Raw genomic sequence first — 23,961 nt, forward strand, 5'->3', positions numbered from 1 at the left:
GTCGAGTTCGGCGCGATCAGGTCCGATGTGGCGGTCGGCGAAGGTGCGTCTCACGGCATAACTCCCAGGTCGGGCGGATCGACCACATGGTCGACGGGTCCAGCCCTCCCCCTCTGTCGTGGCGCCTGAGAGATTTCGGTGGTCACGGCCGGAACCGGACCCCTTTCCCCATGGGCGGGCAGCCCGCAGCCACCGCTTTCCAGAGGCGCCGAAGCCCGTACGGTCCCTGTTGCCTGAGAGATTGACGGGGAGGTGCTGCTCCTTCGGCGCCCGGACTCGAGGCCCGGAACTCTCCCGCACGGCGGCGACGCAGTGCCATTTTAGGCCGCGCCTGCGGCGCAGCGAGCTTTCGGCCCCCTCATGGTTCGTGTTTCGGCGGCCGAAATTCGCGCCTGCGGCCAATGTGCTGCGCCCGCGCAAACACGAGCCGGACCGAAAACCATGATGTCTACCTGCCAGTTTGCCGATGGTCGGTCTGGCGGTGACGGCAAGCGAGCGGCATTTCGATCGATCTTGATGTGTGCTCGAATTCACGGTGGTCCCGGCGCATCCCCGGCGTCGGGACCATCGTTTCGCTCTGCGGTCGATCAGGCTGCGGAAGTTCCGCGGCCGCCCGGACGGGGACTACCCCGTCTTGCGGTTCATCCTTGTTTTTCGGCGGTAGGCGAGCTCGTCTTCGGGTCGGTCGGTGGCCGCGGTCGCCCGTTCGGCCGGGAAGTTGGCGATGTCGCCGGTCAGCTCACGCATGGCACCGCTGACGGCGATACCGAAGACTCCCTGCCCGCCCTGCAGTAAATCGACGACTTCCTCGGGCGAGGTGCACTCATAGACCGAGGTGCCGTCGGAGAACAGGGTGATTCCCGCCAGATCCTGCACGCCGCGGCTGCGCAGATGGTCGACCGCGATGCGGATGTTCTGTAGCGAGATGCCCGCGTCCAGTAGTCGCTTGACGATCTTGAGGACCAGGATGTCCTTGAACGAGTAGAGACGCTGACTACCCGAGCCCGCCGCGCCGCGTATCGACGGCACCACCAGACCGGTGCGTGCCCAGTAATCGAGCTGCCGGTAGGTGATACCGGCCACCTGGCATGCGCTCGGCACGCGGTAACCCACCAGGTCGTCGGGCACCGAGTCGTCCGGGAACAGTCCTGGCTGTACCTCGTCCTGGTAATGCTCTGCCACTGACCACTCCCTTGTTTCGCCGACGCGTTCTCAGCCTCATCGATGACCCGGTTCCGTCACGACCACGAATCGAGCACCGGTACCCCGGTGCCACCCTGCCGAAACGGACGTGGCCCAACTATCGAGATTACTCTTCTCGATTGTCTCGGGAGCGGTCTCGTCCGGCCAAACGCGACGCGCGGTAAGAGTCTCGACCTGTAGTTAAGGTCTAAAAAATAGTTGCCGCGTTCAGCTGTCGGTGGCCTTGAAATCGTCGGGTGAGACCGACTCGAGGAACTCCTTGAACTTCTCCACCTCGTCCTCGCGCTCGTCCGGCATGACCAAGCCGGCCTCGTCGAGGACCGCTTCCTCGGCATAGATCGGGCAGCCGACGCGCAAGGCGATGGCCACCGAATCCGACGGACGCGCCGAGATCCGCAGATCGTTGTCGAACACCAGATCGGCGTAGAACGTGCCCTCCTGCAGATCGACGATCCTGACCTCTTTCAGGGTGTGCCCGAGGTCGGTGATCATGATCTTGATCAGGTCGTGAGTGAGCGGGCGGATCGGAGTGACGCCCTCTTGCTCCAGCACGATGGCGGTGGCCTCGGCCTGTCCGATCCAGATGGGCAGGTACCGGTCACCGGAAACCTCCCGGAGCAACAGCACGGGCTGGTTCTGTGGCTGCTCGACACGGATGCCGATCACGCGCATTTCGCTCATCGCACTGCCTCCCAATACTCGCCGACAGCCCGCCGTGTCCCTACCGAGCTCGCCGTAATACGAGTCTAAGCGAATTCCCGACGGTGCCGCGACGGCTGAGTTCACGGCGTTGCGGCGTGTTGGTCACAGCCCGAACGCGGTGAAATCAGTTGCCGAGCGAGGCGCGCACCGATGCTTTCACCAGGCTGGTGTGCAGAGTCAGCGACAACGCCGCCAGCTCGCGCACGGTCTCCTCGGCGCGCGCCCGCGCACCGGCGTCGCGGCTCTTGGCGATGGGCGCCGCGATCTGGGCGACCAGCGCCGCCTCGCGGTCGGCGGCGAGCTTGAACGCCCGCAGATGCCGTGCCTCCAAACCGAACTCCGACATGGCGCGGGCGGTTTTGGCCAGCGTCACCGCGTCGGCGTCGAAGAATCCGGCGGCGCCGGGGGTGATCAGATTCGCCCGGATGAGGTCGGTGAGGAATTTCTCGTCGATCCCGGCCTGATCGAGCAGGTCGGCGCGGGTGAGCCGGACCTCGTGGTCGAAGCGCAGCTCATCCGGGGAGATCTCCCCTGGGACCACACCGAGCCTGCGCGGGGCGCCGGCCCGCTCCCCTGCCGTGGCACGCTCGCCGTCGCCGGGGACGGGCTCGGGACGCACGGAATGCGCCCGGGCGCGGGCTTCCCGCACGCCGAGCGACGCCGCCCCACTGTCGATCGCTTCGAGCTGCTCCTTGATCACCTTCAGCGGAAGGTACTGATCCCGCTGTGCGGTGAGCACGAATCGCAGCCGCTCGCAGTCGGCCACCGAGAACCGGCGGTACCCCGACGGCGTACGCTCTGGCCGGATCAGCCCCTCCGCTTCCAGGAAGCGGATCTTGGAGATGGTGATGTCGGGGAAATCCGGCCGCAGCAGGTCGAGCACGGAGCCGATCGACATGCCTCCGCGTGCCCACTGCGCCGCGCCCGTCATGACACCGAGTCTTTCATGTGAGAGCGCCGATCACGAGTATCGGCGCACCGCCTGTCACAAGCTGCCCGCACCCGCCGCCGAATCGGTGGTCTGGGCACGCGGACCGGTGAGGAATACCAGGCGGAACTTGCCGATCTGGACCTCGTCGCCGTTCTGCAGCTCGGAGGAATCCACCGGCTCCCGGTTGACGTAGGTGCCGTTGAGGCTGCCCACATCGACCACCTGGAAGGAGTCCTCGTCCTGACGGAACTCGGCATGCCTGCGGCTGACGGTCACGTCGTCGAGGAAGATGTCACTGTCGGGGTGACGTCCGGCCGAGGTGGTCGGCTGATCCAGCAGGAAACGCGACCCTGCGTTCGGACCGCGCTTGACGACCAACAGCGCCGCGCCGACAGGCAGTCCCTCGACACCCTGGACCGGCTGCTCGCCGGTCGCCTCTGCGGAGCGTGACGCGTCGACCTCGTTCAGGAAATCCGCACGGAAGACCGACGTCGTCTCGGCCGCGGTCTCCCCGTAACCCGGGTCTTTGTTCTCGCTCACCGTTTCTCTCCTCCTCGAACCTGATAATCATGCAGGCAGCTGCTGCCTCGACCGCCGCGACCTCGAGTCGCGGCCGCACAACCCACCAGCGGCCGGCAGCACATCCGTTGGCATTGACCGTACCCTGCCGGGGCGCGCCCGTGCAGGGAGAACTGGGAAGGCCACCTCAGCCCCCGATAACTCCTTGATAACCTGCGGCATCGAGCAGTTCACCGAGTGCGGTGTCCAGCGCCGCGGCATCACTCACCTCGAGCTCGAACAGCCACCCCGACCCGTACGGATCGGTGTTCAGCGTCTCCGGTGCACTCTCCAATTCCTGGTTTGCCCCAACAACTTTCGCATTCAGGGGAGCATAGATGTCGGAGACGCTCTTGGTCGATTCGACCTCGGCGATGCTGTCGCCGACCGCGACATCGACGTCGACGGCAGGCAACTGAACGAACACGACGTCACCGAGCTGGGACTGGGCGTAGTCGGTGATGCCGACCCGGACCCTGGAGGGGCCGATCCGACGCACCCATTCGTGCTCTTCGGTGTAGCGCAGATCCTCGGGAGTCTGGGTCACAAAGGCATCCTTTCGTTGTGCACGGTGCAGGCAACTCTATAGCGAGCGTCGGCGCGGGCGCCTGTCAGTGGTCGGTCGCGGGCGGTATCGCCCGTGCTACGGCGATCGCTTTCCCGGCGTAGAGCGCCCCGGTCCACACGTAGACCGCGGTACCCCAGACCAGTAGTGCCCCACCGAAGGCCCGGCCGAAACCGTCGAGCGGCCAGTCCATCTGCCCGGCAAGCAGCCACGGCAGCGCCGACATGAGCGCGAAGGTGGCGGCCTTACCCAGGTAGATCACCTCGGGTGGGTCCAGATCACGGCGCCGGTACACCGACAGCGTGAGGGTGAGCAGCAGATCGCGACCGATCAGGATGGCGGCCACCCACCACGGGATGAGCCCGCGGATCACGAAGGCGGCCAGCGTCGTCACCAAGAACAGCCTGTCGACGAAGGGGTCGAGCAGCGCACCGAGCCGGGAGGACTGGTCCAGCAGCCGGGCCAGCTTGCCGTCGAGGAAGTCGGTGACACCGCTGACCACCAGCAGCGCGAAGGCCCAGCCGTCGGCCTTCTCGACCAGCATCAGCCACAAGAACACCGGAACGCCGATCAACCGCAGCACGCTCAGCGCGTTGGGCACGGTCAGGATCCGGTCGGCGAAGACGCCACCGAACAGCTCGCGCCCGGTCCCCTGGCCGGATTCGGTCGTCCCCGATTCGCTTGTCACAGCCCCGTGCATACCGCATCGGCACCGTGCGGCGCCATCTGGGCCCAGCGCGTCCGGGGTGCGGTTGTCCGCCCGGGCGGCAACACCGCCCACGCGGGGGTGCCGGTGGGCATACGCCCGTACCGGGCACCCGTACCCGGCGCGGGAGTCGGTAGCGTACGCGGTGATGAGCAGTGGAATCGACCTCCGTAGCCATATCTCCGCCGAGGACGTCAGGGCCCGTGGCGCCGCCCTGCGCGAACAGGTGCCCTTCGGCGCGCGCGATCGCGGTGCCGCGGCTCCGGACCGACCTGATGTGGTGCGGTTCGTGACCGAAAGCAACGCCGGGCGCCTCGACCATCTGATTCCCCTGCGGATCGGACGGATGACCACCTCGCCGTTCACCTTCTACCGCGGCGCGGCCGGCCTGATGGCCGCCGATCTGGCCGTCGGCCCGGACACCGGTCTGGCCGCCCAGCTGTGCGGTGACGCGCACGCGGCCAACTTCGGCCTCTACGGCACTCCCCACGGCGACATCGTGATGGATATCAACGATTTCGACGAAACCATCGCCGGACCGTGGGAGTGGGACCTGGAGCGGTTGGCGGCGAGCCTGGTGCTGGCGGGCCGGGAAGGCGGTTCGAGCGAAGACGACTGCCGTGACGCCGCGCGCGACGCAGTCCGCTCCTACCGCCGCACCATTACCGCCCTCGCCGATATGCCGTTCATGGAGTCATGGACCGCCCTGCCGGACGAGTCCATGATCAGCAAGGCCAAGGCCGACGATCTGCTCGACGACTTCAAGAAGGCGGCGAAGAAGGCGCGCAAGAACACCAGTGCCAAGGTGGTCGCCAAATGGACCGAACATCTCGACGATCACGAAACCGGTATCCGCAGGCATCGTTTCGTCAACGATCCGCCGATCCTCACCCTTGTCGATGAGGCGGTGGCCGAGGCGGCGATCGACGCGCTGGAGAACTACGCGGGCACGCTGCGCGAGTCTCGCCAAGGGTTGCTGGCGCGGTTCTCGGTGTCCGACATCGCGTTTCGCATCGTCGGTACCGGCAGCGTAGGCCTGCACAGCTACGTCGCCCTGCTCTACGGCAATGACGGCGAGGTCTTGGTGCTGCAGTTGAAGCAGGCCAAACCTTCTGCGCTGACACCGTTCGTGCCACACACGCCGCCGCGACACGAGGGGGAGCGAATCGTGCAGGGCGCCAGGCTCGTTCAGGCCGAGACCGACATCCTGCTCGGCTGGACGAGCATGCGGGTGCCCGCGACGGAGACCGAGCCCGCGCAAGAGCTGCCCTTCGTGGTGCGTCAGTTCCGCAACCTCAAGGGCGGAATCGACCCTGCCGAGCTGGATTCGGAAGATCTCGACGACTACGGCAGGCTCGCGGGCGCGTTGTTGGCTCGGGCCCATTCCCGCTCGCTCGACCCCCGGCTCACCGCCGGATATCTCGGCGACGACGAACGTTTCGATGAGGCCGTCGCAGACTTCGCGGTGCGCTACGCAGACCAGACCGAGGCCGATCACGCCGCACTGGTCGCCGCGGTAGCTTCCGGACAACTACCCGCGGAGCCCTCGGACGGGTAGCCTCGGTCCGGCGCCATCCCGCTCCAGGACACAGCGCGGGGTGCGGAAATCTCGGGTCGGCGCGGACCCGCCTCGTATCCTTTTCCGGTACCGGGTGTCGACGTGAAGGGCGGTCGCCAATGCTCGTGCGAGTGCAGAACAGCGCAGGCACCAATGCCGAACGGGCATTGCTCGACTGGTTGCGCACATGGAAGGACCCGGGCAGCCCACACGGTGTGGCCACCATCAACTGCAGCCTGTTCCATCAGGACAAGCTGCATCAGTTCGACGCGGTGATCTGGACCCCGACCAGCTGTGTGGTGATCGAGGCCGAAGCGTTGATGGCGCGCCAGGAGGGCGTGCTGCAGATTCCGCTCAACGGCTCATGGACGGTGTCGGGTGAAGCGGCCGCCCTGGAGAACAAGGATCGGCGCACCCCGCTGGAACGCTCCCGCGATCACACCTTCGCGCTGCAGAATTGGCTCGCCGCGCGCGGGCTCGGCCAGCGCGCGGTGCACGGGGTCGCCCTCATCGTGCCGATGCACGGCGCCCGGCTCGAGATCGAACAAGCATGGAGCGACCCCAGTTTCGACGCCATCCTCGGCGCCGATCCGGACCGGTTGCGGCACTATTTCGACACCCTTGCCGAGCAGGAGAACCACCTGTGGACCGCCAACGATGTCGCGGTCGCCTTCCGCGGTCTCGGCATCCTGCCGTATCTGCCCGCACCACAGGAGCTGCTGAACGAGGGATTCCTCGGACCGATCGACATCACGCTGTGGCACGGCGGACCAGCCCAGGCGCAGGCGGAGGCGTATGCAGAGGAGCTGGCCGAGGCCGAACGTGAGGCGAACAAGCCGAAGGTGATCCAGGCGCCGTGGTACAGCCCGTGGAAGCTGTATCCGCCCGAGACCGGCGACGTCGATTTCGGGCGCGCCTTCATGCGGACCACCCTGGCAATCGGCATGACCATCGCCTTCGTCTGGGTGCTGTGGATGGTCATCACCGCGATTCTCACCTACGGGCCGTAGGCAGCCGCCGCGGTCGGTGACTATCGTCGTTGCGGTGATCGCAGCTCCCGGAACGGGCGAGCCCGCCGCGCGCGGACCGGATTCCTCGCACGACCCCGCACCAACCGATCAAACAGCCGCCTTCGGCGCCGCGGCGGTCGCGGGCACGGTCACCGCCACGATTCCGCTGACTATTCCACCCGACGGCGGACCCACCGGGCTCGATCAGCGCGTCGAAGACCCGATCAGCGCCGCCCTCGATCCGCGCCCGTGGATCGCGGAGGTGCTCGCGCTGCCGAGCAACACCTGGATAGTGATCTCGCTGATGCTGGCCGGGGCCGCGTGGTTCGGCTGGCAGCACCGCTGGTGGCGGGCCGCCGCCATGGTCGCGGTCCCGGAGGTCGCGGCGGGGCTCAATACCTGGGTGTTGAAACCGTTCTGGGGACGGCCGCTGCACGACTACCTCGCCTACCCGAGTGGGCACACCGTGCATCTGGTGGCCGTCGCCACAACGTTCATCGTGCTGATCGAGTCCACCAGGGCGCGGCTGGTGATCGCCTGCTGCACGGTGGCGGCATGGGGGTGCGCGGCGGTCGGCATGATCGCGCTCGACTATCACCACGCCACCGACATCATCGGCGGCGCGGGCGCGGCGATCGCGCTGTCGGTGCTGTTGTGCGCGGCGGGCAGACAGGTTCGGCAGCGGATGGCCGGCGCCGAGTGAATCAGCAACTCACCCGGCGGCACGGCCGTCGGCTACCGCATCAGCTGCGTTCGTAGACGCTCGCGTCCTCGAGCATGGCCGCGCGCAGCATGGATTCCGGCACGCCCATGGCCTCGATCAGCGTCATGGCGTCCGGGCGCAGCCGATCGACGAGTTCGTTCACCCCGCGACGCACCGCTTTGGCCCGTTCCACCGACATGAACCGGTGCATGATGAACCACGACAGATTCTCCTCGAGGGTGGCGTAGACGAACAAGTCGCAGACCGTTTCCGCGAGTGCCCGCGCGTCCGGGTCCTCGATCCCGGCGATGCCCTCGATGAACGCCTCCAGCACGAGGCGATCGATATGGGCCGAACCCGCGGCGAGGATATGGTCCTGCGCGTTGTTGAACGCCTCGAACGGGCTGGTCTCCTCCGCGCGGGCCCGCAGCCTATGGCCCGCTGTGCGGACCAGGTAATCCTCGCGGTCGGCGAACAGCTGCAGCTGGACCGCGCGCTTGGACAGATCGCCCTCGTCGACGGATTCGTCGCCGCGGTCGCGCAAGGTCTGGATCAATTGGCGCACGCCCGACCGCTTGCGCACCACATCGCCTGCCATGGTGGCGGCGAAGCGCACCCAGCCGAGTGCGTCGAGATCGCGCACCTCGTCGGAGTAGGCGGTCAGCAGCTCCTTGGCCACCAGCTGCGTGAGGACCACATTGTCACCTTCGAAGGTGGTGAACACATCGGTATCGGCCTTGAGGGTGACCAGACGGTTCTCGGTCAGGTAGCCGGCGCCGCCACAGGCCTCACGGCATTCCTGGATCGCGCGGGTGGCGTGGCGGGTCTGAGCCACCTTGAGACCGGCCGCGCGCTTTTCCAGGGCCCGCTGGGCGCCCGGGTCGAGATCCTGGCCGGTCTGCACCAGATGCATGCGCCGGACCAGGTCGTTCTGCGCGAACGCCAGCGCGTAGGAGCGCGCGACCAGGGGCAGCAGCCTGCGCTGATGGTTGCGGTAGTCCAGCAGCAGAATCTCGCCGCCGTCGTCCGGATCGCCGAACTGACGACGCTTCAGCGCGTACCGCCCCGCGATGCTCAGCGCGACCCTTGCGCCCGCGGCCGCGGCGCCACCCACGCTGACCCGGCCGCGAACCAGGGTGCCGAGCGTGGTGAAGAAGCGGCGGCTCGGGTTCTCGATCTCGGAGCTGTAGGTGCCGTCGGGGGCGACATCGGCGTAGCGGTTGAGTAGGTTCTCCCGCGGGATGCGCACCTGGTCGAAGACGATGCGGCCGTTGTCGACACCGGGCAGTCCGCCCTTGAGCCCGCAGTCGGAGGTGGTGACGCCGGGCAGGTCGTTGCCCTGTTCGTCGCGGATGGGCACCAGTAGGCAGTGCACGCCCTGGTTGCCTTCCGGGGTGATGAGCTGCGCGAAAACCGCTGCCATACGGGCATGTTCGGCGGCGCCGCCGATGTAGTCCTTACGCCCGGAGGGGGTCGGGGTATGGACGACGAACTCCTGGGTCGCCGGATCGTAGGTTGCGGTGGTCTCGAGATTGGCGACGTCGCTGCCGTGGCCGGACTCCGTCATCGCGAAACAGCCGAGCAGGTCCAGCGAGATGAGCCGCTTGATGAAGTCGCGGTGCCGCTCGGTGCCGAGATTCTCCACCGCCCCGCCGAACAGGCCCCACTGCACGCCGGATTTCACCCACAGCGACAGGTCGGTGTAGGCGAGCATTTCCAGGCCGACCACCGCCGCGCCCGGTTCTCCGGTGCCGCCGTTCTCCCGGCGGAATCCGCGCTCGGCCAGACCCAGCCCGCCCAGCGCCCGCATCTGCTCGAGCACCCGGGCTCGGGCCGCGCGATAGTCGAGGTCGGGGTCGTCGATGAACCGGTCCCCCGCCAGTTGCTCCCTGGCCTGTTCGCGGACCGCGCCCCACGGTCCGTCCAGTGCCGCCCGAAGATGATCTGCCGTCGATACGCTGCCGGTAGCCATGACCCGACCCTAACCGCAACTGCGGGCGGCGGGCCGAAGGAACGCGGCGCGAGATCGGTCACGCGGCGCCGATTCATCGACTGGTCGTCGGCCCGGAAAAGGCGCCGTCACCACGGCACACGCGACGCGCGCGCACGGTTGCGCGGATCACGATGCGCGAGGGCGGTGAAGGTGACTACCTTCACGGCTATGGCTATTGGCGCGCCCTCGGGAGGAGACACCGGCGAACCACGGGTCGAAGAGTTCGCGACGCGCGGTCCACGGCGGCGCCGGATCCTTCAGCTACCCGTGGTCACGCAGGCATTCGGACGTCTGGTCGGTGATCGTCAAGCGACCGCCGACACCATCGTCGCCGCGCCGACGCCGCTACAGCCGATCGATCTCAGCGACGATGCCATGGTCGCCGAAGTGCTCGACCTCGCGGTCCGCATGGGTGAGGTGGTGCTCGCCTCCGGAACGTCGGTCAACGACACCACCACCACGGTCCGCTTCATCGCCGCCACCTACGGTCTCGCGCGCTGCGATGTCGATGTCACGTTCGACTCGATCCGCATCTACGCCGACCGTGGCCGCTCACTACCACCCGCGAGCAGCATGCGTGTCGTGCACTACCGCGGCATGGATTTCACCCGGCTCGCCGCGGTGGACCGGTTGACCCGCCGGATCCGCACCCAGGTCGTCGACCCCGAGGACGCGCGCGCGGCGCTCGACGCCATCACCTCGGCGCCGCACCCTTATGCGCGATGGACGGCCACCTTCGGCTGGTCGCTGCTCGCGGCCTCTATCGCCGTCCTGCTCGGCGGAGGTGCCCTGGTCGCTGTGATCAGTTTCGCCGCCACCGCGGCGATCGACCGGGTGAATCGGGTGCTCAATCGATACGGGCTGCCGTTCTTCTTCCAGCACATGGTCGGCGGGGCGATCGCCGCGACACCGGCGATCGTGCTGGCGACCTTGGCGGAGCCATTGGGTATGAATGTCGACCCGACCCTGATCATCGCCGCGGGCATCACAGTGTTGTTGAGCGGTCTGTCTCTGGTCGGCTCGGTGCAGGATGCGATCACCGGCAGTCCCATCACCGCGGCTGCGCGCATGCTCGAGCTGATCATGATGACCGGCGGCATCGTCGCAGGTATTGCGCTCGCCTTGCGGGTGGGCCAGATTCTCGGTGCAACCTCACCACCGCTGGATCTGACGCCCGCCCGTGTCTTCACCGACCTACCGGTCAAGCTGCTCGCAGGCGCCATCGCGGCACTGGCCTACGCGCTGGCCTGCTACGCCGAGCGCCGGGCCCTGGTCGCCGCGGCGCTCAGCGGCGCGGTGGGCACCGTTGTCTATCTCCTCGTCCAGCATGCGGGGTTCGGCCCGGTCGTCTCCTCCGGCGCCGCCGCAACGGTCATCGGTCTCGCCGGTGGTCTGATGGCGCGACGTGCGCTGACTCCGCCGCTGATCGTCGCGGTCGCGGGCATCACGCCCCTGCTGCCAGGTCTCAGCGTGTACCGGGGCCTGTACGGCACCCTCAACGACGAACTGCTGATCGGCGCCAATCAGCTGCTGGCAGCGCTCGGTGTCGGCTGCGCGCTCGCCGCCGGTGTGACGCTCGGTGAATGGTTCGACCGTACGGTGGTCCGGCCACCGGTGCTACGGCGTTTCGGCAGTCTGAAGCGGCCGATCGTGCGGCGCAGGCGTCGTCCGGTGGGTATCCCGCCCTACCTGCGCAAGGAGTTCCCGCCCAACCTTCGCAAACAGAAGTGAGCCCATCGCGGGATCACTGGTGAGCCGGTATCGTCGAGGCGGTCGGTCCGGGAGTACACGGGCCGCATAAGGCATTCGGGTCCCGGCCCGCTGCGCACGACGGTCCCAGTGATGGTGAGGTGGTTTCGGATATGTCGCATGGTCCGGATATGTCGAGTACCGATCACGCCACCGAAACGCCGGCGGCACCCCTGCCGTTCTCGGCGCAGATCCGCAGCGCCACCGCACACCAGCACGAAGAGGCCGAGAACTCCTCGTTCATCTCCGACATGCTCGGCGGCGAACTCGGCGTCGAGTCGTACCTGCGCTACACCGGCCAGCTGTGGTTCGTCTATCGGGCGCTGGAAGGCCGCTGGGATGCCTTGGCCGACGACCCGATCGCCGGGCCGTTCATCCGTCCCGAGCTGGCTCGCACCGCCGAACTCGAACGCGATCTCGCGCATCTGGCCGGGCCGGGCTGGCGTGACGGGCTCGAACCGCTGCCCGCCACCGCCGCCTACGCCGCGCGCATCGACGAATGCGCCCGGGACTGGCCCGGCGGCTACATCGCCCACCATTACACCCGCTACCTCGGCGACCTGTCCGGCGGGCAGGTCATCCGCGGTACCGCCGAGAAGCTGTGGAATCTGCCGCATCGCGGTGACGGTGTGCGGTTCTACGTCTTCGACGCCGTCGGCAATCCGGCTGCGTTCAAACGGGAGTACCGCGCGCTCCTCGATCGCATGCCGCTCGACGATCTCGAGCGCCGCCGCGTCCTCGATGAGGGGCAGCGCGCCTTCGCGATGAATACCGCCGTCTTCCAGGAACTCGCCGACGAATTCCCGACGCGCCGTCCGTCCTGATCTCGAGCGGCCCGGCCCGGCACTGCCCTCCCCGGCCGAGTCACCTCGCGCATGGGCCGGGTGCGGTTTCACACGCGCCCGAGGTATCCGTGAACACAGTTATCTGTCACCGCGAGTTGCATATTCGTTACCTGAAAACTGTTGTAACACACAAAAACCCCGCCGACCGTTCGTGACCATTCCCACAACGCTCACCGGCCGGTCCAGCTTGCTACCGGCGGGTAACCACCATTAATGTTCCGGTCAGTCAGGACGATGGTGTTCCTACTCTCGACCCGACGGATTCTTCGGGGGGTCGAAATCTTTCGATGTCCGCATTCACCGCAGCATGCCGGGCAACTCTGTGCGACAACGGCTTCGAGTGAACAGCAGGGGTAAGACGGTGGTTTCTTTTATCGTGACAGGCGGTACCGGATTTCTGGGTCGCCGGGTCGTACAAGGAATTCTGGACAATGAGCCGGACGCGACCGTGCACATTCTGGTGCGCGCGCAGTCGCTGACGAAGTTCGACGCGCTGGCCACCCGGTGGCGTGGCAGCGAACGGGTGCTTCCACTGGTCGGCGACCTCACCGCGGACGGCCTCGGGCTGACCGGGCCCGCGCCCGCCGCCGAGCACATCATCCATCTCGGCGCCGTCTACGATATGACCGCGGATGAGGAGACCGCGCACGCGGCCAATGTGCGCGGCACGAATTCGGTTCTGGCACTGACGAAACAACTCGACGCGGTACTGCACCACGTTTCCTCGGTGGCGGTGGCCGGCGATCATCGCGGTCAGTTCTTCGAGGAGGATTTCGACCTCGGCCAGCAGCTGACCTCGCCGTACCATCGCACCAAATTCGCCGCCGAGAAAATGGTGCGCGAATCCCACGGCGCGCGATGGCGGGTGTACCGGCCCGCAATCGTGGTCGGAGATTCGCGCACCGGCGAAATGGACAAGATCGACGGTCCCTACTACTTCTTCCCCGCGATCGCCTCGCTCGGCGGGCTGCCTACCGAGCTGCCGCTTCCGCTGCCCGATCTCGGTGCGACCAATGTCGTTCCGGTCGACTATGTCGCCTCGGCCATGGTCGAGCTCGTGCGCAAGCCAGGCCTGGACGGCCGTACCTTCCACCTGGTGAATCCGCGCCCGCAGCCGTTCGGCGAGATCTACGGCGCGCTCGCGGCCGCCGCGGGTGCCCCCGCAGGTGTCGGGCTGCTGCCGGGTAGCCGACGCGCATTGAGCGGTCTGTCGCATCTGCCCGGCGTTCCGACGGTCCGCGATTTCCTGCTGGAACGTCTCGGAATTCCCGCCGCGGTGGCGCCGCATGTGTCGTTCTCGGCCGAATTCGTCTCCGATTCCACCCGTGCGCTGCTGCGTGGTCTGGCGGTGCCCGAGTTCGACAGCTACGCGGGACGGCTGTGGGAGTACTGGCGGGCCAACCTCGATCCGAACCGTCATCGGCCGGCTTCGTCCGACAACACCTTCGCGCGGCGCGTCGTCCTGATCACGGGCGCGTCCTCCGGGATCGGCCTGGCCACCGCCCATGCGGTGGCCCGCCGCGGCGCGACGGTGCTGATGGTGGCGCGCGGACGCGCCGAGCTCGAAGCCGCGGCGGAGGCGGTGCGCGCCGATGGCGGTGACGCCCATGCCTACTCGTGCGATATCACCGACGCCGAGGCCGTCGACGCGCTGGTCACCGATGTTCTCGTCGACCACGGTGGGGTCGACTACCTGGTGAACAATGCCGGCCGGTCGATCCGTCGCTCGGTACTCAACTCCACCGACCGGATGCACGACTTCGAACGGACCATGGCGGTCAACTACTTCGGCGCGGTCCGGTTGATACTTGCACTGCTGCCGTCGATGCGGGAACGCCGATTCGGCCATATCGTCAACATTTCGTCCATCGCCGTGCAGACGAAGGTCCCGCGCTTCGCCGCCTATGTCGCGAGCAAGTCAGCGCTGGACAACTTCAGCGAAATCGCCGCCGTGGAAAACCGCGACGCGGGCATCACGTTCACTTCGGTACGGATGCCGCTGGTGCGGACACCGATGATCGCGCCGACCGACCTGTACCGCTCACTGCCTGTGCCAGATCCGGCACAGGCGGCTGCCATCGTGGTGCGCGCGTTGGTCGATCGACCGGATCGCATCGATACTCCGGTCGGCACGTTCGCGCAGGCTGTCGAGCTGCTGATGCCGTCGGTGAAGCGGACGATCATGCATCAGGGATACCGGATGTTCGGCGAATCCAAGGCAGCCTCGGGTGCGACGCTGCGACCGGAGGGTCCGGGGGCGGCCACCGCCGACCAGCTCGCCGAACCGGCGCGCAGCCCATTGACAGTGTTGTCGCCGATGCTGCTGCCGTTGATGGCACTGCCCGGCCCGGCGGCGCGGATGGCCAGGGTCGTTCCCGGCTTGCACTGGTAGGCCCGTTGTTCAGAGCATGAGGGCAGCGAAGTCGGCTGCCGCGGCGATCGTGTCGCGGTAGCCGACGTGCGCGTCGGGGTTGGTCGCGCCGAGTTGGCAGATCGGATCGCCAGGGGCGCAATAGTTCCTGGTCCGGCCGGCGTACATATCCGCGACCGACCAGGCGTTGAGGCGCAGCGGATCCCCGAACAGCAGCACGGCGGCGATTCGTGGCGCCAGCACCGGCGGCAGTTGACGGATCCCGGGCATGGCGACCATGACTCCGGTCCCGAGCGCGCCGTGCACGACGACCGCGCCCTGCGAATACCCGACCACTACGAATCGCTGTGCCGGACAACGCGTAGACCTGTCCAGGAGATGGTCGACCAGATCGTTGGTCCCGCGGCTCACCGAGCCGGGGTCGAGCAGATCCGCGGGGTAGCGCACGGCGTAAGCGCCGACGCTCAGCGGTATCACTCCCGACAGTGCCGCATACAGCGGATCACCCACCACCGCACCGAGATTCCCCGGCTCGTGGGTGCCGCGCGCGACCACCAGCTCCACCGCTGCGCAACCATCGGCCCTCGACTGTCCGATACCACTCCAGGATCCGATCCCGAGCGCGAGCAGAACTGTCGCGAATAATGCTGCCGCATAACGGATATCGATCCGTCGCTGTCGTCCGACCATCGTGACCACCGCCGTTCACACCCGAAAGTGCCTGCCGGGAGCACGGTGTCGGCATCACCGGCCCGGCTGTATTCGCGAAGGTACGAACGCGGGAAGGCCGGGTCAAGCGAGAAGTACCAACCGATATCGACTCAAGGCTTATTCGTGTCCTGGCCGGTCAGGGCACCAGGACCGCGGACCCGGCGAAGCGTCCGCCGGCCAGGTCGGCGAGCGCCCGATCAGCCGCACCGAGCGGATAGGGGTGGGTGGTCAGCTGAATGCGGTGCCGCCCAGCGAAAGCGAGGAATTCGCGCGCGTCGGCGCGGGTATTGGCGGTGACCGAGCGGATCTCGCGCTCCCGGAACAGATGCCGCTGATAGTTCAGCGCCGGAATATCGCTGAGGTGAATGCCCGCGATCGCCAGCACCCCACCACTGTCGAGCGCTTCCAGCGCGGACGGCACCAGCTCACCGACCGGCGCGAACAGGATCGCCGAGTCCAGCGGCACCGGCGGCGGATCCGCCGCACCCTGAGCCGAGGCGGCCCCGAGGGTGAGCGCGAGTTGCCGAGCTTCCTGATCGCGAGTCATGACGTGCACCTCGGCGCCCTCGGCCATCGCTACCTGGGCGGCGATATGGGCGCTGCCACCGAAACCGTAGATTCCGAGCCGGCCACCCTCGGGCAGAGCGACTCTGCGTAACGCCCGGTACCCGATGATCCCGGCGCACAGCAGTGGCGCTGTGTCGACATCGCTGTAGCCATCGGGTAGGCGCAGGGCGTAAGCGGCCGGGACCAACGCATATTCGGCGTATCCACCGTCGGCGTCCCATCCGGTGTAGCGCGCATGGGGACAGAGGTTCTCATCGCCTCGGCGGCAGTAGCGGCAGTTGCCGCAGGTGTAGCGCAGCCATGCGATGCCGACTCGATCTCCCAGCCCGAAACTCTCGGTCTCGGCACCTACCTCTCGCTCGTCGGGTGAGCGCGACGGTCCGAGTTCCACCACCTCGCCGACGACCTCATGGCCCGGCACCACCCCGACCCGATGCACCGGCAGGTCCCCCTCGGCGACGTGCAGATCAGTGCGGCAGACCCCGCAGGCCAGCACCCGCACCAGTAACTCCCCCGCCGCGGGCTCGGGTCGCGCGGTCGTGGTGAATTCCAGCGGACCACCATCGATCGGACCGGGCGCGCGCACCTGCCAGCACCGCATCGGGGCTACCCCTCCGAGCTCTGCTGTGCCCATGTCACTTCCCCTTTGTCGACGGCGAGCGCTGCGGGGTCGTTCCTGCGAGGACCCTACTCCGCCGAAACTCGCTCCCCGAGTCAGCGGTTCTGATACATTCACGTATCGAATACAAGAATGTATCGACTCGAGCGAACCGAGAGGTGCAGAGTGTCGTCGTCCACGGTGCACACCCCGGCCAAGCGGGTGACGCGCCGCCGCGCCGCCACCCGTGGCCGACTACTCGAAGCGGCCTACGAGGTCTTCTCCGCGGCGGGTTTCGGTCGCAGCACCGTCGAGCAGGTCTGCGAGGCCGCCGGGTTCACTCGTGGTGCGTTCTACTCCAACTTCGGCTCGCTCGATGAGCTGTTCCTGACCATGTGGGAGCAGCGCGCCGCGACCATGCTCGACGACGTCCGCACCACATTGGACGAGATCGGCATCGACGACGTCAGTGATGTCCGCACGGCCGTCGAGCGCCTCACCGACGCGGTGCCCATCGATGACGGCTGGTACCGCATCACCGCCGAATTCACCGCGCACGCGCTACGCACTCCCGGCCTCAGCCGGGTCATGGCGGCGCGTGAGGAGGCGATCGTCGCCGCGCTGGTGCCGACCATCGCGACCGCGCTCGCCGGCGTCGGCCGCACCGTCCCCGATCCGGCGGCGCTCGGCCACGCCCTGGTCGCCGCACATGACGGCACTTCCGTGCAGATTCTGCTGGAGCCCGATAACCCCGTGGTGCGCGCTCGGCGCATCGATCTTTTCTGCCATATCGTGCTGGCCTACAGCACCGACATCGGAGGTTGAACGTGTCCGCATCTCTCGACGAGCCCGAGGTCATCGTCGTCGGCGCAGGCCTGGCCGGCCTGGTCGCCACCTATGAACTGGTCCGCGCGGGTCGGCGGGTGCTGGTCCTGGACCAGGAGAACCGCAACAATCTCGGCGGTCAGGCATTCTGGTCGCTCGGCGGGCTGTTCTTCGTCGACAGTCCCGAGCAGCGACGCCTCGGCATCAAGGATTCCTACGAACTCGCGCTACAGGATTGGCTGGGTTCGGCCGGATTCGACCGCGAGGACGAGGACCATTGGGCCAGGCAGTGGGCCAGGGAGTATGTGCGTTTCGCCGCCACCGAGAAGCGTGATTACCTGCACGCGCTCGGCCTGCGGGTGACGCCGCTGGTCGGCTGGGCCGAGCGCGGCGGCGCCACCGCCGACGGGCACGGCAACTCCGTCCCCCGTTTCCACCTCACCTGGGGCACCGGGCCCGAAGTGGTCCGGGTGTTCGCCGAACCGGTACTGGAGGGCGAGCGAAAAGGTTTGGTGCGTTTCGCGTTCCGGCACCAGGTCGATGAACTCATCGTCGAGGACGGTGCGGTGATCGGGGTGCGCGGCAGCGTGCTCGAACCGACCGACCTCGACCGTGGCAAGGCCTCGACGCGCGCCGTGGTCGGCGAGTTCGAGTTCCGGGCGAAGGCGGTGGTGGTCACCTCCGGCGGTATCGGCCACAACCACGATCTCATTCGCAAGAACTGGCCGACCGAGCGGCTCGGCCCGTGCCCGGAGACCATGATCTCCGGTGTCCCCGCGCATGTGGACGGCCGCATGCTCGGGATCAGCGAGGCGGCAGGCGGCGCCATCGTCAACCGCGACCGCATGTGGCATTACACCGAGGGCATCATGAATTGGGATCCGATCTGGCCCGATCACGCCATCCGAATCATTCCCGGCCCGTCGTCGCTGTGGTTCGACGCCAATGGCAAGCGGTTGCCCGCACCGTGCTTCCCCGGGTTCGACACCAACACCACCATGAAAGAGATTCTGGCCACCGGCCACGACTATTCGTGGTTCGTGCTCACCCAGTCGATAATCGAGAAGGAGTTCGCGCTCTCGGGTTCGGAGCAGAACCCCGATATCACCGGCAAGGACTTCAAGCTGACCCTCAAGAGCCGCGTCGCCAAGGGTGCACCCGGTCCGGTGGAGGCGTTCAAAAAGCACGGCGCCGACTTCGTCGTCGCCGATACCTTGCGCGAACTCGTGGACGGGATGAACAAGATCGCCCGCGGGCCCCAGCTCGACTACGCCGACCTCGAACGCCAGATCGTCGCGCGTGACCGGGAAGTGGCCAATAAATTCTCCAAGGACGCCCAGCTGATGGCGATGACCAACGCTCGCCAGTACTTCGGCGACAAGGCCGGGCGAGTCGCCAAACCGCACCGCATCCTCGATCCGGCGGCGGGACCACTCATCGCCGTCCGGTTGAACATCCTCACCCGTAAAACGCTCGGCGGCCTGCAAACCGACCTGAAGTCGCGGGTCATCCGATCGGACGGCGATCCGCTGCCCGGCCTGTACGCAGCGGGCGAGGTCGCCGGATTCGGTGGTGGCGGTGTGCACGGATACAACGCTCTGGAGGGCACATTCCTCGGCGGATGCATCTTCTCCGGGCGTGCGGCGGGACGCGCCATCGCGGCCGAATTGGGTTGACGCGGTTCGGGGCCGGGCCGACAACGATCGGACCCGGCCCTGACCTGGCCGTCATCGGTCCACGTTTGCCGGCGAGACCGTCGCCGCTCAGAAACGAGCAGCGAGCAGATCTGCCGCTTCGCGCGCGAGACCCATCAGCATCCGGGCCTGATTACTGAGATCGGTGGCAGACCGGTCCGTCCCGATCCGGGTGCTCAGCGACAGCGCCGCCACCGCGGTGCCGCGCCTGCGCACCGGAACCGCGACGCAGCCGATGCCAGGCACCGACTCCTCGTTGTCGACCGCGACACCCTGGCGGTGCCGGATCCGGGTGAGTTCGCGGTGCAGTTCGACACGGTCGCCGATCGTGCGTGAGGTCAGCTGCGGTAGCCGGTCGCGGAAGGATGCGTCGACCACGCCCGGTTCCAGCGCGGCAAGTAACGCTTTGCCGAGTGCGGTGCTGTGTGCGGGCATCCGGCCGCCGAGTCGAGTCGGCACACTCGCGGTCTGGCTGCCGCCGACCTTGTCCAGATACAGCACCTCGCGGCCGTCCAGAACACCCAGGTGCCCGACGAGGTCGAGGTCGCTGCGCCGGCACAGATCATGCAGCAGCGGGCTCACCGCGTCGCGGATCTCGTTGTGCCCGGCGGCCAATCCGCCGAGTTCGAGCACGCGTAGCCCGAGGCGATAGCCGCCGGGTGCGTGGGCCAGCCAGCGCAGGCGGATCATCTGATCGAGGATCCGGTGCACGGTGGAGCGCGGCAGTGCGGTGCGTTCCACGATCCGGTGCAGGGTGAGGATCGGGGTCGCACCGTCGAAAGCGTCCAGGATCAGCGTCATCCGCTCGATCATCGATACCGGAGGCTCGGGGCGTGGCGCCGGATCCGGGCCGGTCCACAACGCACCGGCCCCGGGGTGAATCGGCACCTCGACCGTCAAGATGAAACCTCCATTGTGCAGCGGGTACAGCTTAGAAGCGGGACACCCGGCGACAGCACGAATTCGGCCGGTCGAGACCACGATCACACCCCGCAACAGGTGGGTATGAGCACCGACTCGTATGGGCGCGAGGTCAGGCGGCAAGGTCTCGACGTCCGCGCGCGGACGTCTGGCCGAAGCCGTGCATCCGCGGATCTCCGCGCTGCCAGGTGCCCATTCCGGCAGCCGGGGCCGGTCCCGGTGTCAGTTCGGTAGCAGCGGGGTGATCAGTCGGCTGCACAACCAACGGCCATCGACCAGCTCCATGCGAGTGGACATGGAGATCTGCTCGGTCTCCTCCGGCTTGCCCGGTGGCGAGTTGACGTTGGTGAGCAGGACATCGACGTCGGCGACGGTGTCGGACTCGCTCATGGTGGCGGTGCATTCGGCATCGACGGCCCGAGCGCGGACCGGGTCGGAGGCGACGAGCATGCTGACCATCGGCATGATCCCGGCGGCCTGTGTCGCCCATTCACCGGTGGCGCCGTCGTGCACCTGTTGCTCCCAGGTGGCCGGATCGTCGTAGTCGTAGGTGCTCATGAGCTTGCTGTATTCGCATGCCGCCTGTTCCGCGGCCACCTTCGCACCGGCGGGCGGGGTGCCTGCCTCCGAATCGCCGCCGCGGAGAACCACTGTCGCGACGGCGGCCGAGGCGAATATCGCGATCGCGGCCGTCGCAGCGGCGATCGGTTTCCGTGCTCGGCGCCATCGAGACCCCGAGACAGGGTACGGGGGCGGCGGAAGGGCTGTCTCTGCGGGAATTGCGTCGGCCGTTGGACTCAGCCGGGCACTCTCGAACGCGGCCGAGGACACGACGGTCGAACCGGTAGCAGTCGTGGGCCCAGCCGGGATTCGCGGGGCGGTGAGCGCATACCGCGCGGCGGCGGCCAGTTCACCGCAGCTGTCGTACCTTTCGTCGCGGTTCTTGGCCATTGCCCGGTCGATGACAGCGTCGAAGGCGGGCGCCACGGCCGGATTGTGTTCGCTCGGGCGCGGTATCGGCGCGTTGAGATGGGCGTTGATGAGCTGCCCTGGCGTTTCGCCGGGATACGGGAGCTCGCCGGTCAGCATGTAGTAGAGGGTGCAGCCGAGGGCGTACACGTCGGCGCGGTGGTCGGTATCGGCGCGCAGCTCGAACAGTTCGGGCGCCCCGTACTGGAAGCTCGCGTACAGCTCCCCTGCTCTGGTCAGGCCATCGGCGCGGTCCAGGGCTTTGGCGATACCGAAATCGGTGAGATAGACATGCCGTTGCGGTCCCCATTCCAGCAGGATGTTGGCAGGCTTCACATCGCGGTGCAGTACCCCGAGTCGGTGCGCATTATCGAGAGCCTTCGCCGTTTCCTCGGTGATCCGCACAGCGTCACCCGGCCGGATCGACCCCTCGCGCAAGGCGGTCGCCGCATCGGTGCCCTCGATGTATCGCATCGCCATCCAGAGCCTGCCCTGCTCCTGCCCCCTGGCATACACCGCGACAATATTCGGATGCGCCAGCCGCGCCGCCGTATCGGCCTCACGCAGAAACCGCGCCCGCACCTCACCGTCGTCACCGATCACCGGGCTGAGCAGCTTCAACGCCACCGGCCGCGGCAGATCCCGATCCCGAGCGAGATACACCTCCCCCATCCCGCCTGCCCCGAGCAGCCGGTCGATCCGATAACCGGCGAACTCCTGCCCCGACGCCAGCCGTCGATCCACCCGAATTCCCTCCACGAAAACTGCCGCACACCATAGCCGATGCGCGGCGTCCTAGGATCATCGCAACGACCAACTGCGGCGCCAAACTGAGGCCCAGGTCAGAGTCCTGGCCAGCCGTATTGGCGGGAACCGGGGGCGAGGCTCGCCAGCCGGGGTGGCGCGGGCGGGGGTGCGGCAGGTTGAGGTTGCTCGTCCTGGGCGCGGGCGGCGTCGAGGATTTCGCGGCGGAAGGCATCCATGTCCATCCAGCGGATCTGCTGGACCACTTCCTCGAGATGGCCGGCGGGCAGGTATCCGGCCTGCGAGTAGACGAGCAGGCCTTCGCGGAACCCCATGAGCCATGGATAGCTGTCGATCTGCGCGGCGGCAACCAGGCCGTTTTCGGCCTCGCCGTCGACCGTGGCGTGCACGATATCCGGGTGGGTGTCGGCGGAAGAACCGTATACGGGTGCGAAGCGGGTGCACCAGCCGCACCAAGACGCCCAGAACTCCACCAGGACGATGTGATTGCTCGCGATGACCTGCTCGAAGGTCTGCTGGGTCAGCGGTCTAGTCGGCATCCTTGTCCTCCCGCCCGACCCGAGGTCCCGGCCCGAATCGCCCATCGCGTACCACCCGCCTCGAATCCTCGCATAGTTCACCGTCGACCGCGCCTCGGCGTACATCAGGGGCGGCAACCGGGTTCACTGGTCGGTCGGCGATGAATTCCGGCGCTTCGCCACGTCCTATTCACGAGGGGCCGGTGTGCCCACCTGTCCAAGTGTCGAATGGTGAGGAGTTGACGATGAACGACACCGATGTCCGGGCCGCGATCGCCGCGCAGCGCACGTACCTCGCGGATGTGCTGACCGGTCTGGACGAGGCGGGCTGGGATGCGCCGACGTTATGCGAGGGCTGGCGGGTTCGCGAGGTCGTCGCACACATCACCATGCCGTTCCGTATCTCGATACCCCGGTTCGTCCTCGGCATGATCAGGGCTCGCGGCGACTTCAATCGGATGGCCGACCGCAGCGCCCGCGCCGATGCAGCCGAGCTCACCTCGGCGCAGCTGCTCGCGTCAGTGCGCAACAACGTGAACCATCCGTGGAAACCACCGGGAGATGGGTTCGTCGCGGCGCTCAGCCACGACGTCATCCACGGGCTCGACATCACCGTCGGCCTCGGCCTCGACCAGGGCGTTCCGGAGGACCGGCTGTTGCTGGTGCTCAATGGCGTGCGACCGAAGCAGGCGAAGTATTTCGGCGTCGACCTGGACGGTATCCAGCTGCGTGCCGACGACCTCGACTGGAGCTACGGCACCGGCACGGCACTCACCGGACGCGCCCAGGACCTGCTGCTGGTGCTGTGCGGGCGCACCTTGCCCGCCGGTCATCTGCACGGCCCGGTAGCGGATCGATTCAGCGCCGCCCGGTAGCGCGGCCGACACTGCGGAGCGTCCGCGTTCGTACCGGCGGGGTGCGGCTCCCCCTCAAAATCACCCCGCGTCCCGGATACGGGCACGGTACAGTCGCCCGGTGGCATGGATCGCACCCGAGATCGATCGGATCGAGACGTTGTCCGTGGCTGATGAACGGCCGATGCTGCAGTCCTGGCTGGACTATCACCGCCAGACGCTGCTGCTGAAATGCGCGGGCCTCGACCCCGCGCAACTAGCCCAGCGCTGTGTCGCCCCGTCGACGATGTCGCTACACGGACTCATCCGGCACCTGACCGAGAACGAACGCGGCTGGTTCCGCGTCACCGCCGCCGGCGAATCCCTCGACTACCTCTACTGCTCCGAATCCAACCCCGACGGCGACTTCGACGACGTCCCCGACGCCGACCCCGCCACAGACCTCACCACCTACCAGCGCGAAACCGCACTAGCCGACGCCGCCCTCGCCGCGCTCCCCCTCGACCACCGCTGCCACCACCCCATCACCGGCACCGAATACACCCTCCGCTGGGTCTACCTGCACATGATCGAGGAATACGCCCGCCACAACGGCCACGCCGACTTCCTCCGCGAACGCATCGACGGGCGGACCGGACAGTAGTT

General features: G+C 67.4%; 22 protein-coding genes and 1 riboswitch. Of the genes, 10 read left to right on the top strand and 12 right to left on the bottom strand.

Going from position 1 to position 23,961, the window contains the following annotated elements; translation table 11 throughout:
• Positions 1-210: 210 nt before the first annotated feature.
• A riboswitch (glycine riboswitch) is annotated at positions 211-307 on the bottom strand.
• Between the two features lie 317 nt (positions 308-624).
• From ACFXNW_RS22015 to ACFXNW_RS22040, 6 genes are all read right to left on the bottom strand, one after another.
• Positions 625-1,182, bottom strand: coding sequence for a MerR family transcriptional regulator (locus tag ACFXNW_RS22015; RefSeq protein WP_379419605.1), 558 nt, complete (start codon positions 1,180-1,182; stop codon positions 625-627).
• A 228-nt stretch (positions 1,183-1,410) separates the two neighbouring features.
• Complete coding sequence (locus ACFXNW_RS22020) at positions 1,411-1,884, bottom strand: bifunctional nuclease family protein (RefSeq protein WP_163821623.1); 474 nt, start codon at positions 1,882-1,884, stop codon at positions 1,411-1,413.
• Between the two features lie 145 nt (positions 1,885-2,029).
• On the bottom strand, positions 2,030-2,836 hold the full coding sequence (locus tag ACFXNW_RS22025; protein WP_379419606.1) for a MerR family transcriptional regulator: 807 nt from the start codon (positions 2,834-2,836) through the stop codon (positions 2,030-2,032).
• Between the two features lie 54 nt (positions 2,837-2,890).
• Complete coding sequence (locus ACFXNW_RS22030) at positions 2,891-3,376, bottom strand: FHA domain-containing protein (RefSeq protein ID WP_379419607.1); 486 nt, start codon at positions 3,374-3,376, stop codon at positions 2,891-2,893.
• Positions 3,377-3,542: 166 nt separating this feature from the next.
• Entirely contained in the window at positions 3,543-3,941 is a 399-nt protein-coding gene (gene gcvH, locus ACFXNW_RS22035; RefSeq protein WP_379419608.1) for a glycine cleavage system protein GcvH, read from the bottom strand.
• A gap of 64 nt (positions 3,942-4,005) precedes the next feature.
• The gene (locus ACFXNW_RS22040) at positions 4,006-4,596 is read right to left on the bottom strand and encodes a CDP-alcohol phosphatidyltransferase family protein (protein ID WP_379419769.1); all 591 of its coding nucleotides are present in this window, start codon (positions 4,594-4,596) and stop codon (positions 4,006-4,008) included.
• Between the two features lie 217 nt (positions 4,597-4,813).
• On the opposite strand from ACFXNW_RS22040, the gene ACFXNW_RS22045 reads away from it, so the two are divergent.
• The 3 genes from ACFXNW_RS22045 to ACFXNW_RS22055 all read left to right on the top strand — a co-directional run bounded on the left by ACFXNW_RS22045 (position 4,814) and on the right by ACFXNW_RS22055 (position 7,936).
• On the top strand, positions 4,814-6,223 hold the full coding sequence (locus ACFXNW_RS22045) for a DUF2252 domain-containing protein (RefSeq protein WP_379419609.1): 1,410 nt from the start codon (positions 4,814-4,816) through the stop codon (positions 6,221-6,223).
• 131 nt (positions 6,224-6,354) lie between these two features.
• Entirely contained in the window at positions 6,355-7,233 is an 879-nt protein-coding gene (locus ACFXNW_RS22050) for a nuclease-related domain-containing protein (protein ID WP_379419610.1), read from the top strand.
• Between the two features lie 34 nt (positions 7,234-7,267).
• Positions 7,268-7,936, top strand: a complete 669-nt coding sequence (locus tag ACFXNW_RS22055) for a phosphatase PAP2 family protein (protein ID WP_379419611.1) — start codon at positions 7,268-7,270, stop codon at positions 7,934-7,936.
• Positions 7,937-7,976: 40 nt separating this feature from the next.
• Here the strand turns inward: ACFXNW_RS22055 and ACFXNW_RS22060 are convergent, their stop codons facing one another.
• Complete coding sequence (locus ACFXNW_RS22060) at positions 7,977-9,908, bottom strand: acyl-CoA dehydrogenase (protein WP_379419612.1); 1,932 nt, start codon at positions 9,906-9,908, stop codon at positions 7,977-7,979.
• Between the two features lie 189 nt (positions 9,909-10,097).
• Between ACFXNW_RS22060 and ACFXNW_RS22065 the strand changes: the two genes are divergently transcribed.
• From ACFXNW_RS22065 to ACFXNW_RS22075, 3 genes are all read left to right on the top strand, one after another.
• Positions 10,098-11,660 carry a threonine/serine exporter ThrE family protein gene (locus ACFXNW_RS22065; protein WP_379419613.1) on the top strand — a complete coding sequence of 521 codons (1,563 nt, stop codon included), beginning with the start codon at positions 10,098-10,100 and terminating at the stop codon, positions 11,658-11,660.
• 149 nt (positions 11,661-11,809) lie between these two features.
• On the top strand, positions 11,810-12,502 hold the full coding sequence (locus ACFXNW_RS22070) for a heme oxygenase (biliverdin-producing) (protein WP_379419614.1): 693 nt from the start codon (positions 11,810-11,812) through the stop codon (positions 12,500-12,502).
• A gap of 382 nt (positions 12,503-12,884) precedes the next feature.
• Complete coding sequence (locus ACFXNW_RS22075) at positions 12,885-14,915, top strand: SDR family oxidoreductase (protein ID WP_379419615.1); 2,031 nt, start codon at positions 12,885-12,887, stop codon at positions 14,913-14,915.
• Positions 14,916-14,924: 9 nt separating this feature from the next.
• Here ACFXNW_RS22075 and ACFXNW_RS22080 read toward each other — a convergent pair whose 3' ends face one another.
• Both ACFXNW_RS22080 and ACFXNW_RS22085 read right to left on the bottom strand, forming a co-directional pair.
• On the bottom strand, positions 14,925-15,584 hold the full coding sequence (locus ACFXNW_RS22080) for a cutinase family protein (RefSeq protein WP_379419616.1): 660 nt from the start codon (positions 15,582-15,584) through the stop codon (positions 14,925-14,927).
• A gap of 157 nt (positions 15,585-15,741) precedes the next feature.
• Entirely contained in the window at positions 15,742-16,773 is a 1,032-nt protein-coding gene (locus ACFXNW_RS22085; RefSeq protein ID WP_379419770.1) for a zinc-binding alcohol dehydrogenase family protein, read from the bottom strand.
• 150 nt (positions 16,774-16,923) lie between these two features.
• Here ACFXNW_RS22085 and ACFXNW_RS22090 point away from each other — a divergent pair, with 150 nt between their 5' ends.
• Complete coding sequence (locus tag ACFXNW_RS22090; protein WP_379419617.1) at positions 16,924-17,595, top strand: TetR/AcrR family transcriptional regulator; 672 nt, start codon at positions 16,924-16,926, stop codon at positions 17,593-17,595.
• A gap of 2 nt (positions 17,596-17,597) precedes the next feature.
• Positions 17,598-19,271 (top strand): FAD-binding dehydrogenase, encoded by a 1,674-nt coding sequence (locus ACFXNW_RS22095; protein ID WP_379419618.1) that lies wholly within the window; start codon positions 17,598-17,600, stop codon positions 19,269-19,271.
• Positions 19,272-19,358: 87 nt separating this feature from the next.
• On the opposite strand, the gene ACFXNW_RS22100 is transcribed toward ACFXNW_RS22095, so the two are convergent.
• The 3 genes from ACFXNW_RS22100 to ACFXNW_RS22110 all read right to left on the bottom strand — a co-directional run bounded on the left by ACFXNW_RS22100 (position 19,359) and on the right by ACFXNW_RS22110 (position 22,483).
• Complete coding sequence (locus tag ACFXNW_RS22100; RefSeq protein ID WP_379419619.1) at positions 19,359-20,189, bottom strand: IclR family transcriptional regulator; 831 nt, start codon at positions 20,187-20,189, stop codon at positions 19,359-19,361.
• A 243-nt stretch (positions 20,190-20,432) separates the two neighbouring features.
• Positions 20,433-21,923 carry a serine/threonine-protein kinase gene (locus ACFXNW_RS22105; RefSeq protein WP_379419620.1) on the bottom strand — a complete coding sequence of 497 codons (1,491 nt, stop codon included), beginning with the start codon at positions 21,921-21,923 and terminating at the stop codon, positions 20,433-20,435.
• A 98-nt stretch (positions 21,924-22,021) separates the two neighbouring features.
• Positions 22,022-22,483: a thioredoxin family protein gene (locus tag ACFXNW_RS22110; RefSeq protein ID WP_379419621.1), complete on the bottom strand. Its 462-nt coding sequence runs from the start codon at positions 22,481-22,483 to the stop codon at positions 22,022-22,024.
• Between the two features lie 224 nt (positions 22,484-22,707).
• Between ACFXNW_RS22110 and ACFXNW_RS22115 the strand changes: the two genes are divergently transcribed.
• Both ACFXNW_RS22115 and ACFXNW_RS22120 read left to right on the top strand, forming a co-directional pair.
• On the top strand, positions 22,708-23,337 hold the full coding sequence (locus tag ACFXNW_RS22115) for a maleylpyruvate isomerase family mycothiol-dependent enzyme (RefSeq protein WP_379419622.1): 630 nt from the start codon (positions 22,708-22,710) through the stop codon (positions 23,335-23,337).
• Between the two features lie 100 nt (positions 23,338-23,437).
• Positions 23,438-23,959 carry a DinB family protein gene (locus ACFXNW_RS22120; protein WP_379419623.1) on the top strand — a complete coding sequence of 174 codons (522 nt, stop codon included), beginning with the start codon at positions 23,438-23,440 and terminating at the stop codon, positions 23,957-23,959.
• Positions 23,960-23,961 lie beyond the last annotated feature (2 nt).

It is taken from the genome of Nocardia sp. NPDC059180, assembly GCF_042754945.1.
Lineage (GTDB): Bacteria > Actinomycetota > Actinomycetes > Mycobacteriales > Mycobacteriaceae > Nocardia.